Source organism: Enterovibrio makurazakiensis (genome assembly GCF_050336585.1).
In the GTDB taxonomy this organism is placed as follows: domain Bacteria; phylum Pseudomonadota; class Gammaproteobacteria; order Enterobacterales; family Vibrionaceae; genus Enterovibrio; species Enterovibrio gelatinilyticus.
The window spans coordinates 1-25125 of sequence record NZ_JAKJSE010000016.1 but is presented as its reverse complement, the minus strand read 5'-3'; the positions used below and the strand labels follow the sequence as shown (position 1 = coordinate 25125).

19 protein-coding genes are annotated in these 25125 nt (G+C 46.5%); 12 read left to right on the top strand and 7 right to left on the bottom strand.

The window, feature by feature from the left end:
• Positions 1–123 precede the first annotated feature (123 nt).
• Both L4D06_RS12855 and L4D06_RS12850 read right to left on the bottom strand, forming a co-directional pair.
• Positions 124–2298, bottom strand: coding sequence for a hypothetical protein (locus L4D06_RS12855; RefSeq protein WP_429739784.1), 2175 nt, complete (start codon positions 2296–2298; stop codon positions 124–126).
• Positions 2285–2437 carry a hypothetical protein gene (locus L4D06_RS12850; protein ID WP_429739783.1) on the bottom strand — a complete coding sequence of 51 codons (153 nt, stop codon included), beginning with the start codon at positions 2435–2437 and terminating at the stop codon, positions 2285–2287. The genes L4D06_RS12855 and L4D06_RS12850 overlap by 14 nt, the downstream gene beginning before the upstream one ends.
• A gap of 535 nt (positions 2438–2972) precedes the next feature.
• Here L4D06_RS12850 and L4D06_RS12845 point away from each other — a divergent pair.
• Positions 2973–4436 (top strand): lactate dehydrogenase, encoded by a 1464-nt coding sequence (locus L4D06_RS12845; RefSeq protein WP_274164910.1) that lies wholly within the window; start codon positions 2973–2975, stop codon positions 4434–4436.
• Positions 4437–4498: 62 nt separating this feature from the next.
• Here the strand turns inward: L4D06_RS12845 and L4D06_RS12840 are convergent, their stop codons facing one another.
• Positions 4499–4828, bottom strand: a complete 330-nt coding sequence (locus L4D06_RS12840) for a MaoP family protein (RefSeq protein ID WP_274164911.1) — start codon at positions 4826–4828, stop codon at positions 4499–4501.
• 652 nt (positions 4829–5480) lie between these two features.
• Between L4D06_RS12840 and L4D06_RS12835 the strand changes: the two genes are divergently transcribed.
• Positions 5481–5639: a hypothetical protein gene (locus tag L4D06_RS12835; protein WP_274164912.1), complete on the top strand. Its 159-nt coding sequence runs from the start codon at positions 5481–5483 to the stop codon at positions 5637–5639.
• An 80-nt stretch (positions 5640–5719) separates the two neighbouring features.
• Here L4D06_RS12835 and L4D06_RS12830 read toward each other — a convergent pair whose 3' ends face one another.
• On the bottom strand, positions 5720–6634 hold the full coding sequence (locus L4D06_RS12830) for a permease (RefSeq protein WP_274164913.1): 915 nt from the start codon (positions 6632–6634) through the stop codon (positions 5720–5722).
• Positions 6635–6747: 113 nt separating this feature from the next.
• Here L4D06_RS12830 and L4D06_RS12825 point away from each other — a divergent pair, with 113 nt between their 5' ends.
• Positions 6748–7071, top strand: coding sequence for an ArsR/SmtB family transcription factor (locus tag L4D06_RS12825; protein WP_429739780.1), 324 nt, complete (start codon positions 6748–6750; stop codon positions 7069–7071).
• Between the two features lie 159 nt (positions 7072–7230).
• Here the strand turns inward: L4D06_RS12825 and nagZ are convergent, their stop codons facing one another.
• Entirely contained in the window at positions 7231–8235 is a 1005-nt protein-coding gene (gene nagZ / locus L4D06_RS12820; protein ID WP_429739779.1) for a beta-N-acetylhexosaminidase, read from the bottom strand.
• A gap of 141 nt (positions 8236–8376) precedes the next feature.
• On the opposite strand from nagZ, the gene L4D06_RS12815 reads away from it, so the two are divergent.
• Positions 8377–9471 carry an anhydro-N-acetylmuramic acid kinase gene (locus L4D06_RS12815; RefSeq protein WP_429739929.1) on the top strand — a complete coding sequence of 365 codons (1095 nt, stop codon included), beginning with the start codon at positions 8377–8379 and terminating at the stop codon, positions 9469–9471.
• A 19-nt stretch (positions 9472–9490) separates the two neighbouring features.
• Here the strand turns inward: L4D06_RS12815 and L4D06_RS12810 are convergent, their stop codons facing one another.
• Positions 9491–12061 (bottom strand): EAL domain-containing protein, encoded by a 2571-nt coding sequence (locus L4D06_RS12810; RefSeq protein WP_274164916.1) that lies wholly within the window; start codon positions 12059–12061, stop codon positions 9491–9493.
• A gap of 391 nt (positions 12062–12452) precedes the next feature.
• Here L4D06_RS12810 and L4D06_RS12805 point away from each other — a divergent pair, with 391 nt between their 5' ends.
• The 6 genes from L4D06_RS12805 (at position 12453) to L4D06_RS12780 (ending at position 19243) form a co-directional block, all read left to right on the top strand.
• Positions 12453–13445, top strand: a complete 993-nt coding sequence (locus L4D06_RS12805) for a sugar-binding transcriptional regulator (RefSeq protein ID WP_274164917.1) — start codon at positions 12453–12455, stop codon at positions 13443–13445.
• Between the two features lie 294 nt (positions 13446–13739).
• The gene (gene tal, locus L4D06_RS12800; RefSeq protein WP_429739777.1) at positions 13740–14690 is read left to right on the top strand and encodes a transaldolase; all 951 of its coding nucleotides are present in this window, start codon (positions 13740–13742) and stop codon (positions 14688–14690) included.
• Between the two features lie 106 nt (positions 14691–14796).
• Complete coding sequence (tkt, locus tag L4D06_RS12795) at positions 14797–16791, top strand: transketolase (protein WP_429739775.1); 1995 nt, start codon at positions 14797–14799, stop codon at positions 16789–16791.
• Between the two features lie 246 nt (positions 16792–17037).
• Positions 17038–17739: a cupin domain-containing protein gene (locus L4D06_RS12790; RefSeq protein WP_429739774.1), complete on the top strand. Its 702-nt coding sequence runs from the start codon at positions 17038–17040 to the stop codon at positions 17737–17739.
• A 64-nt stretch (positions 17740–17803) separates the two neighbouring features.
• Positions 17804–18445 (top strand): glutathione S-transferase, encoded by a 642-nt coding sequence (locus L4D06_RS12785; RefSeq protein WP_429739773.1) that lies wholly within the window; start codon positions 17804–17806, stop codon positions 18443–18445.
• A 15-nt stretch (positions 18446–18460) separates the two neighbouring features.
• A complete protein-coding gene (locus L4D06_RS12780; protein WP_429739772.1) occupies positions 18461–19243 on the top strand; it encodes an MBL fold metallo-hydrolase in 783 nt (260 codons plus the stop codon).
• Positions 19244–19307: 64 nt separating this feature from the next.
• Here the strand turns inward: L4D06_RS12780 and L4D06_RS12775 are convergent, their stop codons facing one another.
• Positions 19308–20270, bottom strand: coding sequence for a LysR substrate-binding domain-containing protein (locus tag L4D06_RS12775; protein ID WP_420791222.1), 963 nt, complete (start codon positions 20268–20270; stop codon positions 19308–19310).
• Positions 20271–20608: 338 nt separating this feature from the next.
• On the opposite strand from L4D06_RS12775, the gene L4D06_RS12770 reads away from it, so the two are divergent.
• Together L4D06_RS12770 and L4D06_RS12765 are read left to right on the top strand one after the other, a co-directional pair.
• A complete protein-coding gene (locus tag L4D06_RS12770) occupies positions 20609–21715 on the top strand; it encodes a flavin monoamine oxidase family protein (RefSeq protein ID WP_429739770.1) in 1107 nt (368 codons plus the stop codon).
• A 974-nt stretch (positions 21716–22689) separates the two neighbouring features.
• The coding region (locus tag L4D06_RS12765) for a calcium-binding protein (RefSeq protein WP_429739768.1) at positions 22690–25125 on the top strand (2436 nt) is incomplete at its 3' end.

Genomic DNA, 25125 nt, shown 5'->3' with positions numbered 1-25125 from the left:
TCTTCAGCGGTGAACTTCAGGTGAACCACTGAGGGACAGAACAGCTAAACAAGAAAAGCGCCAGATATTCTCTGGCGCTTTTTCCGTTGTAACTCCCAAGATCCTTCCGCGTTGACAGCCGCGCTACTGAGTAACGCCAGCTATTACTGAAGGGTCACCTTCAACAATCGGCATAGTGCCAATATCGGCAGAACCCGTAACAGAGGTCGGTACTGCAACCGCTGGGTCACTCAAGGTTAGCGCCGAACATTGCCCTGTCGCACTTTGCATCGATTGCTCAATTTCACGCGCTTTTATGACATACTCGTTGGAAGCGCCCATTAATACACCATCCGCTAACGAAAATTCAGGCGTATATCGCTCGTCTGTTTGAGAGTACGGAATTCCCCAAAAATCGCCATTCCCACCGTAATTAACGAGGAAGGTTTGCCCCGCAAAATTACCAGCATTCCCTGAACGGTCATTCGCATCAGCGTGGGTATAAGCAAATTGAATTGGCTTTTCAAAACTCACCACATCTCCACTGCCATCAGTGATCGCTGTCAACTGATTCCAATTCTGAAGGCCCGTCTCCCAGACATAGTACTCAGTCACGATCGAAGGATCGTAAATGTCATAGGAGTTAGTTACTGTCGATGTCACCATCGGCCCACTTCTTACGCCCCAACTGTTTGGCGTTGAGTTGATATCGTTTTGTGTCAGGGAAGCATCGTAACGAACTGGCTCAGAGCTATTCACACTCACCAGTGTCAACGCATTACCGCCAGAAGTACTAAAGGTAAACTGTCTTTGGACACCATTGGTTTCAAAAGGCCCGCTCCACGTGCCTAAATCACCAATAGCCAAAGTACCAATAGGGCAATTATCGTAACAGTACAAGGTGACAGAACCACCATTCAGTAATTCGCCAGACCCTGTTTCACTGCCATTGACGAAGCTTTGCTCATAGTACGTCAGTGATGTTTTACCTTGTAGATACTTCACTTCACCACCGAGTTGCTCGGAATACATGTACAAAGATTCATTACTCGACAATACGATTTGTGTCGGGCCAAATGCGGTGATCGTTGGTCCATTTTGTCCCCAACTGAGCTTGCCCGTTTTATAGAAACCATCAGATCCCACACTGTCTTGAGACGCCGTCATGTAACTCACTACCCACTGGTCAAAGCTGCTATCACTGAACACCGAATTGTCCCAGTATGAAAAGCTAACCCCACGCGCATCCGATAAAGACAGGGTTTTCACTGTGTTCTTTATGAGGCGGCCAGGTGCAGTGACGACCGTATAGGGCGTTTGTACTCCCCCATCATCTTTGACGACCGTCTCGCCATTCGTGACAGCACCTTCAACTTCACTCCACAGCCCCCAGTAACCAATGTACCCGTAGCTGTCGTAGTTGGCGTCGTTAGCACTGGCATAACGAATAGGGAAACCTGAGTTAACGTCTATTTGCGCTCCGGTGGATGCATTAAACAAATCATAACGATTCACCGAGCTATCAAAATCCGTTCGGCTAAGACACGTGCCTGTGTTATCGCCCGACTTGTATGGCAAACTACTAAAATCACTCGCATTTTGGAGTAACACATTGCTTGAACTAAACGATAATGCATAAGCGCCACCGTTATCTGATGACGTTAAAGCAATGCCGTCAGATCGATCACTCGACATCACAACACTGGCGCTTTGGGTATATGTACTTGCTCCATGTTGACTCGACTCATACAAGGTAAAGCCAATAGAGCCTTCCACCGAATCAACAGTCAGCACTTCACCGCCGCCTAGTGCGGTTAAGTCAGAAAAATTATCGAAGAAGTCAAAATTGAAGGTGAACTGACCAAAGGGATCAGAATCTGATGCTCCCTCAGTAATCACGGCTTTAAATCGAATGGCTTGTTCATCCGACCCCGTACCCATCTCAGGGATCCAGACGTTGGCAATCAATGGGGACGAGTCAGACTCTCGAGTCACATTTGCTACCGCTTTCAAGTACGATGGCGTATTACTTGCCCCTGATGACTGACCTGTCGAGCCATCTTCTGAATCATCAAAACATGCACCCTCATCGGCAAGCACCAGATAAGGCCCAGAATTGGCAAATTCCGTCATATTGAATTGAGCCGTAAAGCACAAAATACTGTTAACCAGTTCAATCGGTTCTAACGCTTCGTTCCATACATAGCTCTTCGTCGTTGCATTGGAGTACTCAGTTCCTGCGTCGTTAAACGCAGCAATAGAAATCCCTGACCACATCATTGACGAAAGCAATAGGCATGCTGTGTTAGTCGTTTTCATTTGTCACAACCTCCAACTGCTGTGGTAATTGCAAACTGCTGGTTGAAGTCGTACTCGCCGCAGTAGTGCCGCTGTCACCACACCCCCAAAGCACACTGCAAAACGCAATGATACCGATGAGCTGAATTACACCTTTCATACAAACACCCCTTACACGTCCACCTTCCAACTAGAGATTTCCATCTCATTATTGAGATTCAATTTAAGCCTAGTTTTTATGTGGAAATTAGCGACAAAGAAATGCCACACATACAAGTTCACGCTATTAACTTGATTTAAAAGATTTTTCTTGGGTCAGGAAAAAATAGGAAAATTAAGAGGCTATAAAAATCAATTTGTTGAAGCTTAATTACTGACCAGCAATCTAGACGGATACAACCAAAAGTGTGACAAATATCACTAAATAAACACATATGGTAAATTAGGAATGAAAAGACAAATAGAATGCCGACGAATGTGATCATGATCTGCTGATGGATATTGCAGGTTTCATAGACTGGGCTCAGAAACGTTAACAGGACATACACAATTACTATTACAAATTTGCTGGTAGCCCGAACACAATCAAGTGAAATAGCAATAGTGAACTTCTTTTCATAACCCCTTATGGTTGGCGCGTTTTCACATAACGAACAACCAATCAATACGTAAGAAAAATAATCCGAGGAGGACTGGTGTCTACAGGGAAGCTACCGTTGGCGGCAGATGGATTACAACTCAACTTTTGTAAAACATTGGCGTGTCGAAACTTTGGATTGAGTGACGAGAAGCATTACCTGCTTCAAGACACAGATCCGTCTCGCCCCGGCTTGGTGTGCCGTGAGTGTGGCGCCTTTCCTCCTCTCCTTAACAACCATGCAGTGCGTAAAGAATTTTCACGACTCAAAAAACAAGATTCTGGAAATTTAGCGGCTTGCAGTACCGATACATGCATTGCTTACGGTAAGCCAGTGCTTACACATCGTGAGCTTTACCATGCATTTGGCTATAGCGGGGAACGACAACGCTATCGTTGCAAACATTGTCAATCGACGTTTGTAGACCGCTGGTCTAATGCAAATCCAAAGCTAGATTTGCAACAAAAACTCCTCGGGCTTCTCTTCACCGGTTATCCCGTCCGAGAGATTTGCCGCCGACTGCAAATGAACCCAAAGACGTTCTATGATCACCTAGACCAGATTGCCGCGCGATGCCGCAACAAACTGGCCAGTGTTGACGCCCGTTACTTACAACTCGCCAAAGATGCGCCACTCGCCTCCACCCTTACAACGCTGCAACCACGCAGCGAAAATGGTGTTATGTGGTTAGCCACTGGCGATGCTACCCACGGCTATGTGCTCTTGCAAAACATCAACTATTCGCCAGAAGAGGATAAACCTGACGAAAATGCTGATGTCTATATGCCCAACACAAGGCGGATGCCTGACAGTTTCTTACATCTTGAGGATGGCCCAGAATCCGCACAAGACACCTTGCTCAATCAGGTCAACGCCAAGTATCAAGAAGTCCTCTCTCGCAGTAATGTCGAAGATTTATATACTCGGCCGATCCATATTGACTACCCGTCGAAAGGGTGTTTGATTCGTCCTCAATACACGGCCTACGCGCAGTATTTACGTCTACGCGAACTTGTTCCTCATTGGGACGAAATCACGCTGTATCTTCCACAGGAGCCCCTGTTGCGCTCCGCGGTGTTTAGTATTTTCAAAGACAAATTGCTAACAAGGCAGTGCCATCCCGTCTATGTGGAACAAAACGAAATGTGGCAAGAAAACGACAACGCAGAGAACGTCGATATCATGTTGCTAAGCTGGTGGAGAGACCGATGGGCGTTTACACAAAAAGGAAAAGCAGAAAAAGCGATATGCCATTTATGGCGAGAAACGGGAAAAGAGCATAAGTGGCTACAACAAGCCAGCACCTTCAGGCTAGAAGAGTATCAAGCCCGCTTTCATATAAACTTCCGCTCGCTGGTTGATGAACCAAGAAGACGGCTTCGCCCTGGTGGCTTGCTTCCATTGTTGGATATATTCCGTGCGTGGAACAATTTATGTCATCAAAACAACGAAGGGTTCACGCCAGCACAGGCGCTAAACCTCACGAGACAACCTTACACATTGGCTCAATTACTGGGGTAACCTTTCGACGACAAAACAAAAAAGCGAGCCCAAGGCTCGCTTTTTTTCATTCTGAAATCTGCTTATTCGTCCGCTTCTGCTTCTGAATAATCTTCCGCTGCGCCATTGCGAGACGTTGAGCAGAGGTTATAAACCACGTGCTTGTGGTTGATCTCTCTTAGATACTTTAGCCAACAAAGCGCGTATTGCGTTTCCGCAGCACGACGGCCATTGATCTCATCAACAAATTTTTGCTGTTCTTCATCTTGTGGAACCATGGTGCCTTCAAACAGCGCTTTCATGGTACGGCCACAGGTTTCCAAAAGTTGCGATTCCTTTATGGTGAAATAGCCGGATCGAGCAAAACCTTTTGGAAAATGCCTGTCATCAAAAAACCTTTGACCACTAAACATTATTTAGCTCCTTTACATACTTTGCGCAATATTCTTCATTAAACCATTAAGGTGTAAAGCAAAATATTATTAATCTGACAATAAAGAATTTTAATTCTTATTGCGTTATAGCGATGTTTTGGATGCTTGTCGAGCCCTTAACACCACTTCATTGGTTAACTTTAAACGTAAGGTAGCCAATAACTTTTGCTTGGTCGAGCCTCAATGAAGTAAGTTATTGTAACAATGTGAAAAACATCATCATATAACAAAAATTATGCCACTTTTCTTCAAATTTACGCCCGCCATCACACATTAAAACTGAGAAGCCACTACTCTACATGCCCTGTTTTTACAGGGATACAGCCAACATTCTGTGCCTACTACAAAGGTAGACAAGAACGTAAAAAGAAGTGTTAAAAAAAAGAGACGTTATACATTGATACAATCAATTTTTTTAATCAATCACGATGAATTTTTTTGCTGTATTTAACTAACACACTAGAACTATGCTTGCTTTGAATTGGCGTAACGCAAACGCCAAAGAAACTTCATCAATATGTCATGTTACTTTGGCTATATTTAACAAACATGGACTTATCGACGGGAAGCTATATTTCCATTGAATTCTAAGTCCCAACCAAAGTAACGAGAAAGAACAGGGTAAAATAAGATGGCCAAGTGGGAACAGTGGCTGAAAAACGACACTAATCGAAAAGAGAAAGTACATTCTAAGTTCAACGACGAATTCGGAGACGCTCCTCAACGCGACAAGAAGCGCCGTAAACCGCGCCCAAGTCGACCATCCCACGAGGATTACCCGTTCGATTGATGACAAAAAGCCAGCGATGCAACGCATCACTGGCTTTTATTGTTTACCCTCGGCTTATGAGCTCCCTGCCTACAGGCTGGTTAGAAAAAGATCCCGTAGCTATAGCCAGTAAAAACTGCCATTCCCAGTACCACTGCGAGAAAAGCAATTATCATCTGATTACGAAACAGTGACTTGAGCAAAATCACTTCCGTTAAGCTCGCGCCTGCACTGCCGATCACCAGCGCCATGATTGCTCCCATGCTCATGCCTTTTGCTGCCAATGGCGCACTCAGCAAAATCACCGCTTCCGCTCGAATGTAGAGTGGAATACCTACAATCGCCGCAAATGGAATCGCGAACGGGTTGTCATTACCCGCATAAGATGCGATCCATTCAGTTGGCATCGCCCCATAGATCAGCGAACCAATACCGACACCGACCAAGATATATGGCATCGCCTTTTTGAAATCTTTCCAAACGCCTTGCCACACTTTCAGCCATTTGTTTACGGGTTTTGCCTTGCCACCACATGACGCGCCACATCCTGACGTTTTCGCTTCAGGTTCAACATACGCTTCTTCTTTCACGTACTTTTCGAACCCAAGCTTCTCCAATAGGTATCCGCCTATAACCGATACCAGTAACGCTGACGAGAAATAGTAAACCGTGACTTCCATGCCAAACGTGACCGCAAATAGCCCAATGATCATTGGGTTTAGCAGTGGGCTTGCTAGCAGGAATACCATCATGGTGCCAAAACCCGCTTGTGCACGAATCAATCCCTTTAGGAAGGGAATGGTTGAGCACGAACAGAACGGCGTAATTGCCCCTAAGAACGCTGCCATAAAGTAGCCCTTGCCGTTCTTACTGCTAAGGATGTTGCGGATCCGTTCTGGCGGAATGTACATCTGCAATACACCCACAAAATAGCTAATTGCCAAAAACAAAATGGTAATTTCCACTGCGAGAAAGGCAAACATGCCGAGCGTGGCGGTTATAACGTCAGTATTCATAGTTACTCTCTTGGACTATATTTCTAGAATGATCGAAATATAGTTATCTATAGAGACGAGATCAAGATATTTCTGGTATTATCGAAATATAATTTTTTTCGAAGGCTGGTTTTATGGAACTCGACGCAGTAGCAAAAGCATTGAAAGAACTGGGACATCCTACCCGTTTAACCATTTTTAGGCGCTTGGTACGCTCAGGCTATAACGGCATCGCCGTGGGTGAAGTTCAAGAGGATCTAGGGATTCCCGGCTCTACGCTCTCCCACCACCTTTCCAGTTTGATGTCAGCAGGCCTGATTGCACAACGTCGAGAAGGACGCGTTCTTTACTGCGTCGCTCAGTTTGAACAATTGGAGGCGGTATTGGCGTTTTTGCAGGATGAATGCTGTGTGGATGAAGGACAAGAGCCAGAAAGAGAAGGAAAAGCCAGGACCTAGGTCCTAGGAAAAGCTAAGAGCGGACAAAAAGACAAAAGCGAAAAAGAAAGTAAGCTATCAGCATTTTATCTTCGCTCTTTAGCTACGCTCTTCCTAGCCACTAGGACCTAGGACCTTCTCTGCCGCTTTTTGCTTTTTCTTCCGCTCTCGCTCTAATGCCTAGCTGTTTTTCTCTTGCCACTGCGTATTGAAGGTCATCACACGTTGTTGCACTTCACGCCATTTTGTTGAGCTTTGTAGCTCTTTGACAGAGAACTGCGTTTTCTTCAGCAACGTTGATGCTTGTGTTACATCACTAATGGCTATGTTATCGAGCACCTCTATCGAGGATTGACGATTGTTGCAAAGCAGCAACATGTCGCAGCCCGCATCCAACGCTTGTTGGCTACGCTCGGCAGGGCTACCCATCACAGTAGCACCTTCCATATTTAGGTCATCGGAGAAAACGATGCCTTTAAACGCCAGCTGTTCTCGAAGTATTTTCTTCAACCAATACGGTGAGCCACTGGCGGGCAATACGTCATAGTGGGGGTAAATGACATGTGCTGGCATCATGGCATCCAATAGGCCTGCATCTACTTGGGCTTTAAATATCGCCATGTCTTGCTCAAACAGATTGTCTCGGTCATCGACAGGGCTCTCTACGTGAGAATCAGCCAAAACCGCACCATGACCAGGAAAGTGCTTACCTGTTGTTGCCATACCTGCGTCTTTCATTCCCGCCATAAACGCCGTAGAGAAGCGAATAACCGTCTCGTTGTCGTCACCAAATGCACGGCTACCAATCGCTTTGCAATCAAATCCACGATCTAGCACAGGCGCAAAACTCAAATCAAAGTCATGCGCCATCAGTTCTGCTGCCATTAACCAGCCTGATTCACGAGCCAGCACGTCACCTTGTGGCATAAGTGCATAAGACTGCGCGGGAGGAATAATTGTAAATTGCTCTCTGAATCGCTGAACACGTCCGCCTTCTTGGTCAACGCCAATTAAAATTGGGCGTTTCGCTGCTTTGCGGATCGATTGGTTCAGCGCAGCAAGTTGCTGGCTATCATGAAAATTACGCGAAAAAATAATCACGCCGCCAACAGTCGGATGTGCCAATAACTCACGCTCTTCTGCGTCTAGCTCACATCCTTCCACATCAAGCCACAATGGGCCCATGGTGCTCTCCTATTAGATAAATATCTCTTGGGTTAATACTACGATGAGTCACATCTTCAACACAATTTCGATCACCAATTTCTTTGGTCTGTGAGAGACTTAAGTTATCAAACCAAATCAAAAAGAGGCTTATCCGTGAGCATGTATATTGGCATTATGTCCGGCACAAGTTTGGATGGTATCGATCTGGTCGTTGCGGATTTCGAAAACCATTCCGCCCAACTCCATCACCAAGCCATGTATCCCTTTCCGGAAGAACTCAAATCCAAACTCATTGCCCTAAGCCAAGGTGTGCCTGTGACCTTGCAAGAAATTGGCACCATAGACCATTTTCTCGGCAAAACTTACGCCAGAGTGGTCAATCAGTTCTTACGCGAAGCCGGACTGAACGCTAAAGACATCACTGCCATTGGCTGCCACGGGCAAACGGTTTTTCATCAACCCGATGGGCCTATGCCCTTTACCATGCAACTTGGCGATGCCAATCTCATCGCGGCACTAACGGGGATCACGACAGTGGCTGATTTTCGCCGAAAAGACATGGCGTTAGGAGGCCAAGGAGCGCCGCTGGTTCCAGCGTTCCATCGCTATCTATTCGGTAAATCAGATCAAATTCGCGTGGTGCTTAACATTGGCGGTATCGCCAACATTTCAGTACTTGCCCCAAATACACCTGTGATCGGTTATGACACGGGCCCTGGCAACATGCTGATGGACAGCTGGATCGATCAACATCTTCAGCAACCCTACGACAAAGATGGTGCTTGGGCGGCATCTGGGACGGTCAACATAGCCCTTCTAACCCAAATGCTGAATGACGACTACTTCGCACTGTCTGCACCGAAAAGTACTGGGCGAGAGCGTTTCCATCACGGATGGTTAACAGCGCAACTTGCGCAGTTCAGTCAGGCAATATCACCAGAAGATGTACAAGCAACGTTGCTGGTACTAACTGCGCAATCTATTGCCAATGAGTTGAGCAACGACGATGCGGGAGAGTTGTTAGTGTGTGGTGGCGGCGCAAGAAACACCGCACTGATGAAGGCATTGCAAACCGCCCTTCCTCGCTGGCACGTTATGCCAACCGATGCCAAAGGCGTAGAGGGAGATTCATTGGAGGCACTTGCGTTTGCATGGCTCGCACGACAAGCGCTCAACGGCGAACCTGGCAACCTTCCAGAAGTCACAGGCGCAAGCCGAGCATGCCGTCTCGGCGCAATCTATCATCCGGACTAAGGATTTTTCGACAGATGCATTACCCCGACTGAGAACCCATTCGACGTGAACGTTTGGTCGGCATTGGCGTTTTATCACACGTCCGTTTAAGGTACAGCAAGTATTGGCTGAAACTCAGCGGGCGTGAGTAATGATAGCCTTGTGCGATATCAACACCATATCGCTTAAGTACTACAGCGGTTTCTAAGTCTTCCACGCCTTCCGCAACAACCATTAACCCCAATGATTTGGCCATTTCTGTCGTTGCTCGAACGATGTTTTGCTGACGTGGGCTGTTCGTTAAGGTTTGGATGAAACTGCGATCAATTTTCAGCTCAGTAAACGGTAACTGGGAGAGATACGTCAACGAAGAATATCCAGTCCCATAGTCATCGATGGAGACTTCAATGTCGTGCTGTGACAGTTTTTCAATCACATCATTCAATCGATCATAATCTGACACCATGGTCGATTCAGTGAGTTCAAGTGACAGTGTTCCAGTGGGTACATTGTAGTGATGGGCAATGTCGGCCACTTTATCGACTAAATTCGGTATCGCGATATCTGAGGCACTGACATTAATAGACAAACGACGGCCAAAACCAAGCTCAACCAATTTACTTTGTTGATAGAAAGCGCGCTTAATCACCCAGATGGTCAGATCGTTAATCATCCCAACTTCTTCCGCGAGCTTAACGAACACTTCCGGTGAAACTTGTCCAAATTTAGGGTGTTCCCAACGAAGCAATACTTCTGAGCCGTGAATTGAGCCCGTACGTAAATCAATCTGAGGTTGGTGATAAAGCTGCAACTCATCGTTGTCGATGGCTTTTCTTAGGTCAGCCACCAGAGACATATTCAAAGTTCGATTGAAGTTGTTGAGTGAGTCGTAGGCGTTGACTTTATTATTTGACGACGAGGTCTCCGTTAATGCTTGCAGTGCCTTGTTGAACAGCACGTCCGTGCGGTTACCATCTTTGGGATGCACGCTGGTTCCAATGGACCCTTGTATCCGAATCGCAAAATTGTTCAATTCAACATAGCTGTCTAGCTCGTCAAGAACACTGGCCAATAGAAGCTGAACTTTTTCCTCATCCGCTGACAGTACAATGAAGCCAAACTGCCCTTCCTTAATGCTGGCGATGCGATATGACTGTCGATAGCCAACTTCGAGCACATGCACTTCATCACTGTCCAGCGCCGTATCCAACCTCGAACAGACCTTACCAACAAGATGCCGCTTTTCTTTGTCTGACATATATGGCGCAAGGCTTGAGAATCGCGCAATCTGAAAACAACACAAACTGAAACTCACGTTCTTGCCAATCAAGTTTTCAATTTCTAAACGCAGCACGTTCGCATTAGGCAGATCTGAAATCGCATCGTGCGTAAGTTGATAGACAGACTCTTCACGCTGATGGCGAAAGCGTTCAGCAAGTGCTAGCGCCATACACAACACGGCAAGTACAGTACCCAGCATAAACGCATAGCGAGATAGCAAGGTGTACTCAATGACCCCCGTCACCAACAACGGAGGGAATATGCCAGCCACTACCAAAGGCAACCACGAAAACATGAACATGCCGCTCCAACGACCACCCACATTCCAACGTCGCCAAATCAACACGCCAATAAGACAATAAAACACAGGTTGAACAGCGATCAAAAACGTTCCAGATATGTGTTCAGGCAGTACAAAGGACATCAACATTAGCCCGAGAAGCACCATGATCCCGTAGTGAACGATTTGTTTCAGCAAGGATTGCACTTTGTGCACTCTTAAATACAAATGTGCGAATAGCAGGGACAACAAAAACAACCCAAAGGTCAGAGCAACAACGTTGTTACTAAAAAAGATTTGAAGGGCTGGTGGGAACAAATAGATACCAAAGCCGTGAATAGCGCCCAATTGAACCATGGCTGTTAATACATAACCGGCATAAACGAGATAGACGCGTTCTTTCAATGAAACGTAAACAGCAAGGTTATACACCGCGACTAAAATCATAATCGCGATAAAGCCTCCCCATAACGTATGAATCAACTGAGCAAGTAAATTGAATTCTTCTGCATCCATCAACCAAATGGGCATAACAGGAATGCCCGTCGAATAAATGTGTAAATAGATTGTCGACTGCTCAAAAGCATCAAGTGTAAAACGGACAGAAGGCGGCATGTTCCCTTGGCTATAGCCTCTATCAATGCTGTCACCCAAGTTCCATTGATTGATCTCTTCTCCGTCTGGGGTGTATTGATAGATATTGAGTCTGTCTATCATTGGTGTGTCGAAATACAGAGACATATGGCGATGGTCTATAGCCAAATTCTCTAGATCCATTTTTACCCAATACGACTTGTTCCCTAATTTCCAAGGAATATTCTTAGGGTCATCAATTCTCCTAAAAATGGCGGACTCTTTAACATAGCCAAGAATATGACTGTTGGTGCTATCAACAAAATACCCATAGTTCACACTGATGTTGGGAGAAAAAGATGACAACGAAGGAAACAACCCACCAAAGCGGATGCCTGCAATGATGAAGGTAACAACAATCAGTAACGTGACTGAAACCCAAAGAGAGCGATTCGGTATGAGAGACTGGTACCTCATGCAATCACCCTCCTGTAGAAGTGACGTTGCAAAGGGATGAATCTAACAACAATAAGAATGCCAACCCATATAGGAATATATGGTTTCGGTGTAACCTTCATAGACAACCCAACTAACAAGCGACGAAATCAAAAAGTAATGTGATGCGTTCAAATTAATTTTCTTCACTGGCAAAAGAGTGATGTGTTATGTGCCAGAAATATTTGAATCATATACTCTCAATTTAGATACGGATGACCACTTTTTCAAACAAGAAAGCTGGTCTAAGCACAAATTATCGACAATTTATGACCACCCCCTCCAAGTGAACAGATGTCCGAACATCAAACATTTGTTCACGCTCAAAAAAGTCAGTAGACTAAGCCAACTCCAATCTGAGTAGGACGTTACAATGAGCACCACGCGAACATTGAGTAGCAACTTTGAAAGTCTGCTCGACGACACCAACCTTCTCACTGAAATCGCGATTCTTTACTACCAACAAAATACAACGCAGGAAGAGATATCAAAGAAATTTGGTATTAGCCGCGCCAAAGTAAGTAGGCTGCTTAGACGTGCTCGCGAAGAAGGCATTGTGGAAATAACGGTGAAATTCCACCCGGTACATAGTGCGCAACTCGAACAACGTTTAATGGAAAAGTTTAACCTCAAGCGCGCTTTAATCGCCCTTGACCAGCCCAGCGTACAAGAGCAACGAACGCAAGTGGCCACCCTGGTGTCTTCATTTCTCGATGGAAATTTACAAGATGGTATGGTCGTCGCGGTGGGACAAGGTCAAAACGTGGCTGCTGTCGCGGACCAACCCGGTATTGTTTCACACCGTAACGCCCGATTTGTTTGCGCAATTGGTGGTACACACCGCAGTGGTGACATCATCAATGCAGACCACATCTGTCGCCGCCTTGCCAAGAAGTTCGGGGGCAGCAGTGAAACCTTATATGCCCCTGCATACGTTGATACGCCTGAGATCCGCGATGTTTTTCTCAATCATCCAAACATCAATGAAACATTGAACCAAGCACGCAAAGCGGAGTTTGCGCTTGTGGGCATCGGTGACATGGACGAAAACAGTCACATGGTTAAGCTAGGGTGCTTTTCTGCCCGTGAATTTGTCGAGGCGAGAGTCAACGATGGCATCGTTGGGGATATAGGCGGATTCGACTTCTTTAAACTTGATGGAAGTCGCGCCAACACCCTGATGCGAGATCGTGTTGTCGGCTTGGAAATGCAAGATCTCACCAACATTCCCAATGTTATTGCCATGGCAAGTGAAAGCCGAAAGGCACTGTCAATTCTAGGCGCATTAAAAACCGAAACCATTGATGTGTTAGCAACCAGTGCAAGTTGTGCCATGGCGCTACTGAACATGGTCGACAATGGTTAATGATTGGCGTGGCGATCACACTCAATTGGCTAGATTTCCAGCCCCCTTTCAACACATTTAGTGATTAAGGGTAAAATGAGTGAGATCGTCGTGATATTTATCCAATGATAGCGTTGACTTTGTCGCACAAAAACACAAACATAACCCTATCATTTGCTCAGGTGTGTTGCATTTGTTCAACCTGTTACTGACTCTCTCGAAGATCGCTATTCAAACAGGTTGCTAAAAATGCCACTGGGCGCTTGCAGGCTGCCAAAGCAGTCATTGTGAAACTCTACATTAAAGGTTTAAAAGATGAGCACGAAACTCGAACAATTACGCAAGCTCACAACCGTGGTTGCGGACACTGGTGATATTGATGCGATTGCGAAATACCAACCACAAGATGCCACCACTAACCCTTCATTGATTCTTAAAGCCGCCCAAATTCCTGAGTATGCGCCTCTTATTGAAGAAGCGATTACTTACGCAAAATCAAAAAGCCAAGACGCCGACCAGCAACTTGCTGACGCGAGTGACCGCCTTGCTGTTAATATCGGTAAAGAAATCCTGAACGTCGTTCCTGGCCGTATCTCAACCGAAGTTGACGCACGCCTTTCTTATGATTTCGAAGGCAGCGTGGCAAAAGCTCGCAAACTGATCAGCATGTATAACGAAGCGGGTATCAGTAACGATCGCATCCTGATCAAGCTGGCGTCAACGTGGGAAGGTATCCGTGCAGCAGAAGTGCTAGAGAAAGAAGGCATCAACTGTAACCTGACACTGTTGTTCTCATTCGCGCAAGCACGCGCATGTGCAGAAGCCGGTGTTTACCTTATCTCTCCTTTCGTTGGTCGCATCATGGACTGGTATAAAGCGAAAGAAGGCCGCGATTTCGAAGCGTCAGAAGATCCAGGTGTACAATCTGTGTCTGCCATTTACGATTACTACAAATCTCATGGCTACAACACTGTCGTGATGGGCGCAAGCTTCCGTAACATTGGCGAAATCTTGGAATTGGCTGGCTGTGACCGCCTGACTATCAGCCCTGACTTGCTGCAAGTCCTGTCTGAAGAACAAGGTGAAGTGGTACAAAAACTGTCTGATGACGTAGAAGTTCAACAACGTCCATCGCCAATGACACACGCTGAGTTCCTTTGGGAGCATAATATGGATGCGATGGCAGTAGAAAAACTTGCCGAAGGCATTCGCAATTTCGCGATTGACCAAGGCAAACTAGAAGTCATGATTCGCGAAAAGCTGTAAACTCGCAAAACACATTTTCAAGAGCGGCTATTGCCGCTCTCTTATTTCTTATATCATTCTGTTGATTGATATCAGGTCTGAAATTCATAGTTAAGGTAAGCCCAAGATGGAACGTAAAACCCTTGCCAATGCGATCCGTGCGCTAAGCATGGACGGTGTACAACAAGCCAACTCTGGTCACCCTGGAGCCCCAATGGGCATGGCTGACATTGCAGAAGTCCTGTGGCGTGACCACATGAACCACAACCCACAAAACCCTGAGTGGGCTGACCGCGACCGTTTCGTCCTGTCGAACGGTCACGGTTCAATGCTGATTTACTCTCTGCTTCACCTCACTGGTTACGATCTGTCGATTGACGATCTGAAAAACTTCCGCCAACTGCATTCAAAAACTCCAGGTCACCCTGAATACGGTTATGCACCAGGCGTTGAAACCACAACCGGTCCGCTAGGCCAAGGCATCACCAATGCGGTGGGCATGGCAATGGCAGAGAAATCGTTGGCAGCACAATTCAACCGTGACGGTCACGACATCGTTGACCACAACACTTACGTGTTCTTGGGCGACGGCTGTTTGATGGAAGGCATCTCTCACGAAGCCTGTTCACTGGCGGGTACATTAGGCTTGGGCAAGCTGGTTGCATTCTGGGATGACAACGGTATTTCTATCGATGGTCATGTTGAAGGCTGGTTCACTGACGACACGCCTAAGCGTTTTGAAGCGTACGGCTGGCATGTTATTCCTGCTGTTGATGGTCATGACGCTGACGCAATCAATGCCGCTATTGAAGCAGCTAAAGCAGAAACAGGCCGCCCTACCCTTATCTGTACCAAAACTGTGATTGGTTTCGGTTCACCTAACAAAGCAGGCACCCACGATTGTCACGGCGCACCACTAGGCGCAGATGAAATCGCAGCAACCCGCAAACAGCTTGGTTGGGAACACGGCCCGTTTGACATCCCTGCTGACGTTTATGGCGCATGGGATGCTAAAGAAGCGGGTGCGGCAAAAGAATCGTCTTGGAATGAAAAGTTTGCTGCGTATGAAGCGGCTTATCCTGAACTGGCTGCTGAATTCAAGCGCCGCGTAAACGGTGACTTGCCAGCAGAATGGGATGCAAAAGCAAACGCAATCATTGCTGACCTGCAAGCGAACCCTGCAAACATTGCTTCACGTAAAGCGTCTCAAAACGCGCTAGAAGCGTTCGGTGCGATGCTACCTGAGTTCATGGGCGGCTCTGCTGACCTTGCACCTTCAAACCTGACCATGTGGTCTGGTTCGAAAGCCGTGACAGCTGACGACGCATCAGGCAACTACATCCACTACGGTGTGCGTGAGTTCGCAATGACCGCGATCATCAACGGTATCGCACTGCATGGCGGTTTTGTTCCTTACGGCGCTACCTTCCTGATGTTTATGGAATACGCACGTAATGCAATGCGCATGGCTGCATTGATGAAGGTTCAAAACATCCAAGTTTACACCCACGATTCAATCGGTCTGGGTGAAGATGGTCCAACTCACCAGCCTGTTGAACAAATTTCTTCACTGCGCCTAACGCCAAACATGAGCACATGGCGTCCGTGTGACCAAGTGGAATCTGCAGTTGCGTGGAAACTGGCGATTGAACGCAAAGACGGTCCGACGTCACTGATCTTCTCGCGTCAGAACTTGGCACAACAAGCGCGTGATGCAGAACAAGTGGCGAACATTGCTAAGGGTGGTTACATCCTGAAAGACAGCATTGGCCAACCTGAGCTGATCCTTATCGCGACGGGTTCTGAAGTTGAACTGGCAGTGGACGCGGCAACTAAGCTAACTGCTGATGGCATACAAGTACGCGTTGTTTCTATGCCTGCAACTGACGTGTTCGATAAGCAAGATGCGGCATACCGTGAATCGGTATTGCCTTCAGACGTGACAGCGCGTGTTGCGATTGAAGCAGGTATTGCTGACTTCTGGTACAAGTACGTCGGTTTCGACGGCCGTATCATCGGTATGCACACCTTCGGCGAATCTGCACCAGCGGGTGAGCTGTTCAAGATGTTCGGTTTCACTGTTGAAAACGTGGTTGAAACGGCAAAAGAGTTGGTTGAATAAGCCGTCTTTACCATCAGTCACTAGACGTTTTTGATTCCAAAAACCCGCTGAAAAGCGGGTTTTTTTATTGCCTTAACGTCACTCCTCGATCGTAATATGGAAACCATTTCCCTTTAGATATAAGTAATTAGACCAAACCCTCCCCACCGACATACCAAAACTATCTCACCCTCATAAATTTTATGCCTCGTGCGCAGAATTCACTCTCCTTAAACTGGCTACAAATCAACGCTAAGGAGTTGCGAAATGACAACCACAGATACAAAAACTGCGAGCCAAGAATACATCGAATGGAATGTGGATCTGTCTGTTCCGATTACCATATCTGGCGGTTCATTGCCTTTCTCTGATACCCCGATGGTAGGCGTGAAGCGCATGATGTTTGAACGCCGTGGTGATGAAATCGCAAGACGAGCAACGTCCTGTGTTCGCTATGCCGAAGGCAGTTCATTTAAACCTCACAGCCACCCAGGGGGAGAAGAGTACATCGTTCTTGATGGCACCTTTTCTGACCACAATGGTGATTTCACCAAAGGCTGGTATGTGCGTAACCCTGTTGGTTCAACCCATGCCCCCTTCACCAAAGAAGGCTGCGAAATTTTCGTGAAGCTTTCCCAAGTGCCATCTAACGAGCCTGATTACTTCTACCTCAATACTCATGAAGCAGACTGGAAAGCCGTTGAAGATAAGCATTTTCAACTTCAACTGTGGCAATCAGAAATCGAGAACACGACGTTAAATCAGTTTAAAGCTGGCTATACCTCGACCGTCATCAAACATGACGAAGTAACGGAATTCTTCGTGTTGTCAGGCACAGCAATCATTAACGACGTTAGTTACGAACACCACTCTTGGATTCGTTTTCCAGCAGGTACCACAATAACCGTCTCCACGACATTGGGCGCTGTGGTTTATCAAAAAATAGGGTCAGGCGAAGTACGCGTCTAGTCTCCCAAAAAATCATATTGGATTAACAACATAACGACCGAGAAGACTCGGATAAGGAAAAGTCATGTCCTCAGAAAATACAATTACCCTTTATGAAACCACAGGCTTCCCTAACCCTGCACGTATTCGCGCTGCACTGGCAGAGAAAAATGCGCTTAATCAGGTGGCATTTATAGAAGTTGATGTGATGAATCTTGAGCATCGTTCAGAGGAATTCTATGCCAAGAACCCCACAGGTACTGTGCCCGTGCTTCGTACGTTAGAGGGGGAATACCTCTCCGAATCTACAGCCATTACTGAATATATTGATGCACTTTTTGATGGACCGTCGCTCACAGGTACAACACCGTTAGAGCGTGGGGTGATCCACATGATGCAACGCAGAGCCGAGTCGATGGTTATGGATGCGGTAGCAACCTATTTTCACCACGCCACCGACGGCTTAGGCCCAGCGCTAGAAACCTACCAATGTTCGGAATGGGGCAACAACCAGAAGCAGCGTGCTCTCGCCGGGTTTGCCTATTTTAACAAGCTATTAGAAAACAACTTATACGTCGCTGTTAATACGTTTTCTATGGCTGATATCACCTTGTTTTACGGGCTGGCGTTTGCCGAATTTGCAGGTCTTCAGATTCCTAGCGAATTGACAAATCTCATTGCATGGCGCGAAACCATGTCTCAAAGAGACTGTTTCTCGGCAAACTAACTAAGGAGTGAGAACATGAAAGTACAACCTTTTTTTCATGTGGAAACGGGCTCACTCACCTATGTTGTTTCAGACAGTGGGTTCGCACTCATTGTAGACCCTGTTCTCGACTATAAAGATGGCAATATTACGTACACACATGTTGATTCTGTGTTGGACTATATCAAACGGAAAGGACTGGATTTACGCTTTGTGCTAGAGACACATATTCACGCTGACCATCTCTCTGCATCTCAATATGTGAAAGACATCACAGGTGCTAAATCAATGATAAGCGCAAAGATAAAAGAAGTATTTAGTCAATGGAAAGCAAAGCTAAACCTGAAAAATGTCGCGAATTTCGATTACTTTGTCGATAGTGACTCTAGGGTTCCGTTTGGTTCAAAAGTCATCGAAGTCATCGAAACTCCTGGGCATACCCCTGCTTGCATTACATATAAAATTGATGATCATATTTTTGTTGGGGACACACTTTTTGCCCCTGACAAGGGCACATCGAGGGCTGATTTTCCAGGCGGTAGTTCAACCACGTTGTTTCATTCGATACAAAAGCTCTATCAGTTACCGAATGACACAACCGTTTATCTCTGCCACGACTACCCTCCGTTGGGAGCTTCACCAACAACGCATGTAAAGTTGGACTGGCAAAAAAGACGGAACGTCATGCTAAATCAACAGACCTCACTGAATGAATATGTCTTTTCGCGAGATAGAAGAGATCGTTCACTCTTGGAGCCAAAACTGTTGAACGTCGCGATTCCATTCAATCTCACTTTCCGCTTACCGGCCAATAGCTAACGTAATAAAAAGGGACTCACAATGTGTGAGTCCCTTGCCTCAAAGTACGTAATAAGCAACGCATTCACGCTGTAGAAAGCAACCAACTCCTAAAAGCATCAATGTGTTCGCTCATATCACTCTGCACTTCATCTTGTTTCCAAACGAGAAAATAACAAAATCTAGACCGAAATTGATATTTACTCACGTCAAACGGGCACACTAACTCCCCCGACTTGAGTTCATCTTCAATCAATCGACTTCTACCCAAGGCAAGTCCATTCCCTCTACGCGCGAGTTCAATCACGCTTGCGAAGTCATTAATCTTTAATCCATGCAATTTATTCGGAACGGCGACATCCACGCGATCTGACCATTCTTGCCAGGAAGGGTATCCACTGCTGGAAGCTACGGAGTGATCATGAAGTAGAGGAATACCTTTCAGCAAATGAGGCGGAGTTTCATTCAGGCCATGCTGCTTCGCAAACTCAGGGCTACACACTGGAAAAACATCTTCAAACATTAAATGCTGAGCACACAGATCTTCCCACTGCCCAAGCCCATAACGGATGCCAACATCAATTCCTTGCTCGGCGTAATCAACAATGGAGATACTTGTTTCCACCTGAATATCAATATCATCATGCTGCATTTGATACTGATTTACCCGCGTTAGCAGCCATTTAGATGCAATCGAAGGGCTAGCAGATACGGTGATAATGTCCTCTGCGGGTTCATCAATAAGGTGATTTAACCCCCGCAGGATCAGTTCAAACCCTCTATGGATATCAGGGAATGCATTCACTCCCTCGGCCGTCAATGTTAAGCGGGATGATCCCGACGTCGCACGATTAAATAGTCGAACATTGAGCCAGTCTTCCAATTGTCTGACTTGTTGACCCACTGCAGCAGGCGTGACATTAAGTTCCTGCGCTGCGCCAGCAAAGCTATGGTGCCTCGCGGTCGCTTCAAATGCCCGTATACCGTTTAGATGGGTAATTTTATTCATTCTAAATTTTTTTAGCCGTTTATTAGATGCGTCCATCATCTACCTCATTGCTAACATGGCCTGAGTGCATAAAAGCGCGTCATGTCGTCGAACTCATTCATTTGTATACCCAATCAACCTGAAGATGCGGAATTCAGGTTGATTAGTTATATCAATTTAGCATGCAAAACATCACGTTTGGCCTATTTATATGTCCTGACTGTATTACAGCGCGTCATAAATCATGGCAGTGAATATGCTGAAAGCATACCAATACCCAGCGGTAACGCTACGTTTTACTGGGAAAGAAAAACTATCTCTCCGCTGAACAAATCATGCCTCGTCACCGATTGTTTGTTCGATAAAATCCACAAGGATAAATGGCTATGGAGTTTGGAATGAGCACAGTAGTTGAAACAGCAATTATCGGTGGCGGGTTAAGCGGTTTGTTCGCCGCACACCTGTTAGAACGACAAGGGCGAGACTATGTGCTGTTTGAAGCTCGAGAGCGTTTCGGTGGTCGAATTATCTCACTCCCCTCAAATGATGCCAACCAAGCGAACGTCGATTTAGGTCCATCTTGGTATTGGCCTAACATTAATCCACGACTATCTGCACTCGTCACCTCACTTGAAATCATGAGCTACAAGCAATTTTCATCAGGTCGTTATCTCATCGAAGAAACGCGTGGTGCACCTGCTCAAGCCATCGATATCGGTCAGGACATCATGCCAGACACTTACCGTCTTCGAGGAGGAATGCAGGCACTGATCAATGGCTTGTTGAAGAAGATACGTTCTGAACAATGCTTCCTCGGTACACCAGTGAAAACAGTCAGCAAACAAAGCGATAATACTTATCTATTAGAGTATGAGCATCGTGGTGGCAAAGGCGCATTGGTCGCAAAACATGTTGTGTTTGCCATGCCCCTGAGACTCATCTCTAACACGATATCCTTCCACCCAGCTCTCTCTCCAGCGCTGAAAAGATCCTTTGATGGCACTGAAACATGGATGGCCGCCCACGCCAAAGTCGTATTAACATATGCCACACCTTTTTGGCGCGACAAAGGGTTTTCTGGCTCTGCATCTAGCCGCGTGGGGCCAATGGTAGAAATACATGACGCTTCTCCAGAGAATGATCAAGCAGAGCCGGAATATGGCGCCTTGATGGGTTTTATTGGCATCAATGGTGCGGCAAGAAAAACAGCTGGTGATGGCACGTTGAAACGTCTCATCCTTCAACAGGCGGCGAAGTTATTTGGACCAGAAGCGCAACACCCTCTGAGCATCGAATATGTTGATTGGTACCAAGAAACTTTTACATCCACAACCAATGACCTGTCAGCCTCACATGGCATCTATGGCATTGACATAGAAGACATCGAACACCCACATATTTTCTTTGCAGGAACGGAAGCCTCTCATAGCTTTGGCGGTTATTTAGAAGGGGCTCTAGATGCTGCAAGCCTGGCGGTGAATGCCATCACATCCCTTTCTCACTGACTCCCCCTTCACCTTGGTTTCGCTTAACCGAAGCTCCCACGAACCCGAAGCCCGTACTAATAATTCGGAGACGTTGTTGATTCCCAAATTTCGATATAAAGCGGGTTATTTCTTGCCTAAAACCCCACGCCCATAGCCTTAATTAATGCTACGACACCCCATTCATCCAAACTAAAAAACCAAACTTATCTCTCGCATACACTTAAAAAATACAAACATTACAATATTCTAATTACTCGAACATGATACTCATCTAGTTTAGTAATCAATTACGCACTCAGAGAAAGAGTAAGATAAATCACTTATCTATGAGCCAAATTATCGACCAAGAGAAATCATTAATACTAAAACATCATATTTGTATAAGTATTCACATTTAGTAACATATCACCCAATGCAGACTAAAGGCCGCCTAGCCAGAAAAGTTCAGTATTTTTTAACCAATCCACACTACCACACCAAGTAAATATAACTCATTGAAATATAAACACCTCCATGACCATACAATGCTAAAGCATTGACTGATTGAAAGTCATGCGCCTCAGTTTCAATGATAAATGCATTTACTCAATGCAAAGCCCTACTTTTTTCATGCTTATTTAATACCTAATAAAATTATATAAACATTAGAAAACACTGAATAAACGAATGCAAAAATACTCTTCACATTTCCACACCCTCTCACATGTAATTTAATCATTAAATTACAAAGCTCTACATATGAAACATTTATATTGAGAGGACAGCTCTCTACATTCACACCCTCCAGGTGTGGTTCTTTCGATTATATATAATTAAGTCTTTCTTCATACTTAGCTTAGATCCAATTCATAAGCTCACATTAATAGTCTCGCATGTGAGCCATCCGGCTCTGTAAAAAACCACTCATGTTGAGTATATGTTAACGCATCAATCGATTGCATTAACAAACAATCACTCATATTAAAACAAGTGCATCATTTCTGGAGAGCAAAATGGCCAACATCATCAAAGGAACTGAAGGAAACGACAAGATAAAAGGAACAGACGGCGTAGATATTATCTATGGATATGGTGGCGATGATTACATCGAAGGCTGGGACGGCACTGACTATATCTATGGTGGCGATGGTGATGACACTGTTATTGGCGGTGATGGTACAGATGAGGTGCATGGTGATGCAGGAAACGACTGGGTTCGCGGTGGACTGCTGAATGACAATCTATATGGCGACTCGGGCGATGACCGAATAGAAGGCTTCCACGGTGACGATAACCTTTATGGCGGCACAGGTAACGATAGGCTTTATGGCGGTGAAGGTCATGACAATCTTTATGGCGGTGAAGGTGACGACAAAGTTCGCAGTGGGGAAGGCGACGACATTGCACATGGCGGCGATGGAAACGACGTCATGTTTGGTGACGACGGTAACGACACAATCAATGGTGACAATGGCAATGATATTCTCTGGGGTAATGAAGGAGAAGATACGCTCAACGGAGGTAATGACAACGATGGACTCTGGGGCGGAGACGGCAATGACAAGTTAAATGGTGATGCTGGCGATGACAACCTTCATGGCCAAGATGGTGATGACACCCTAAACGGTGGTGAAGGCAATGATAGTCTCTATGGCGACGCTGGCAACGATACTCTCGATGGCGGATCCGGTGATGATTCACTGTTTGGCGGAGATGGCTCAGATAACCTCAAAGGCGGCATAGGTAACGATACCCTCTCTGGAGGCAACGGAAACGATAACCTTGCTGGCGATGATGGTAACGATACCGTCTATGGCGGAAGCGGAGACGACACCATTAGTGGTGGTAAAGGTGACGATGTTTTATTCGGTGATACGGGCCTAGACGGCTCAACCGACCCTCACCCACCTCTCGATGAACTCAATTCGGCAAGAAACCTGTCAACAACGGCTGCTGTTGCTGCTGCTGCTGGCAATGACACTATCCATGCGGGCGACGGTAATGACACTGTTTACGGTGAAGGTGGTGACGATAAACTCTACGGCGAAACAGGTGACGACAAGTTACACGGCGGTAAAGGGATCGATACCCTTTCTGGTGGTCTTGGCGATGACCTTCTGCATGGTGGTGAGGATAACGACAACCTTGATGGCGGTGCAGACAATGACTCCCTTTACGGCGAAAGTGGCGCAGATCGATTAGTAGGTGGGACCGGTAATGACTTTCTTGACGGCGGCTCCGAAAATGATGTGCTTTATGGTCAAGATGAAAATGACACGCTTGTAGGTGGAACTGGCAATGACCACTTAGATGGTGGTAACCACAATGACCGCTTGTTCGGCGGTGATGGGAACGACGTTCTCGTTGGCGGTTCAGGTGACGATGAGCTTGATGGCGGTGATGATAACGACAGGCTCTTTGGACAAGACGGTAACGACCAGATTAGCGGCGGAAACGGAAACGATTATGTCGAAGCTGGTACGGGCGACGATACCGTAGATGGTGGCGCAGGCAATGACGTTATCTATGGTCAAGACGGCAATGACACCCTCTCCGGCGGGACTGGCGACGACGGTATTGACGGCGGCACAGGCAATGACCGTGTATACGGCAATGACGGTAACGATGGCCTCTCCGGCGGCGATGGCAACGACTACGTTAACGGCGGCACAGGCAACGACCGCCTCTATGGTAACGACGGCGATGACCACCTTGTGGGTGAGCTCGGCGATGATTTGCTTGTCGGTGGCAAGGGTAATGACCTGCTTCAAGCGGGTGAGGGTAATGACAAGCTCTACGGCGAATTAGGCAACGACCGCTTAGACGGCGGTGAAGGCAATGATGAACTTTATGGTCAAGACGGTGATGACCGCCTGCGCGGTGGTGATGGGAATGACCTGTTAAAAGGTGGTATTGGTAACGATGAACTGCATGGCGATGCGGGTAACGACACCATCTATGGTGAAGACGGCCACGACAAGGTCTATGCAGGAACCGGTGATGACACTGTAGACGGCGGTACGGGCAACGATACCCTTTATGGTCAGGACGGAAATGACACACTCTCCGGTGGTGTCGGCAATGACCATTTAGATGGTGGTAACCACAACGACCGCCTATTCGGCAATGATGGGAATGACGTTATCGTTGGCGGCTCAGGTAATGATGAACTCGATGGTGGCGAAGGCAACGACCGTCTTTATGGCGGCGATGGCAATGACATCCTCATCGGCGGGCTCGGTGATGATCACCAAGAAGGTGGTAAGGGCGACGACAAACTCTACGGCGGTGCTGGCAATGACGTTATCTATGGTCAAGACGGCAATGACACCCTCTCCGGCGGGACTGGCGACGACGGCATTGACGGCGGCACGGGTCATGACCGTGTGTACGGTAATGACGGTAATGATGGCCTAAGCGGCGGCGAAGGCAACGACTACGTCAACGGC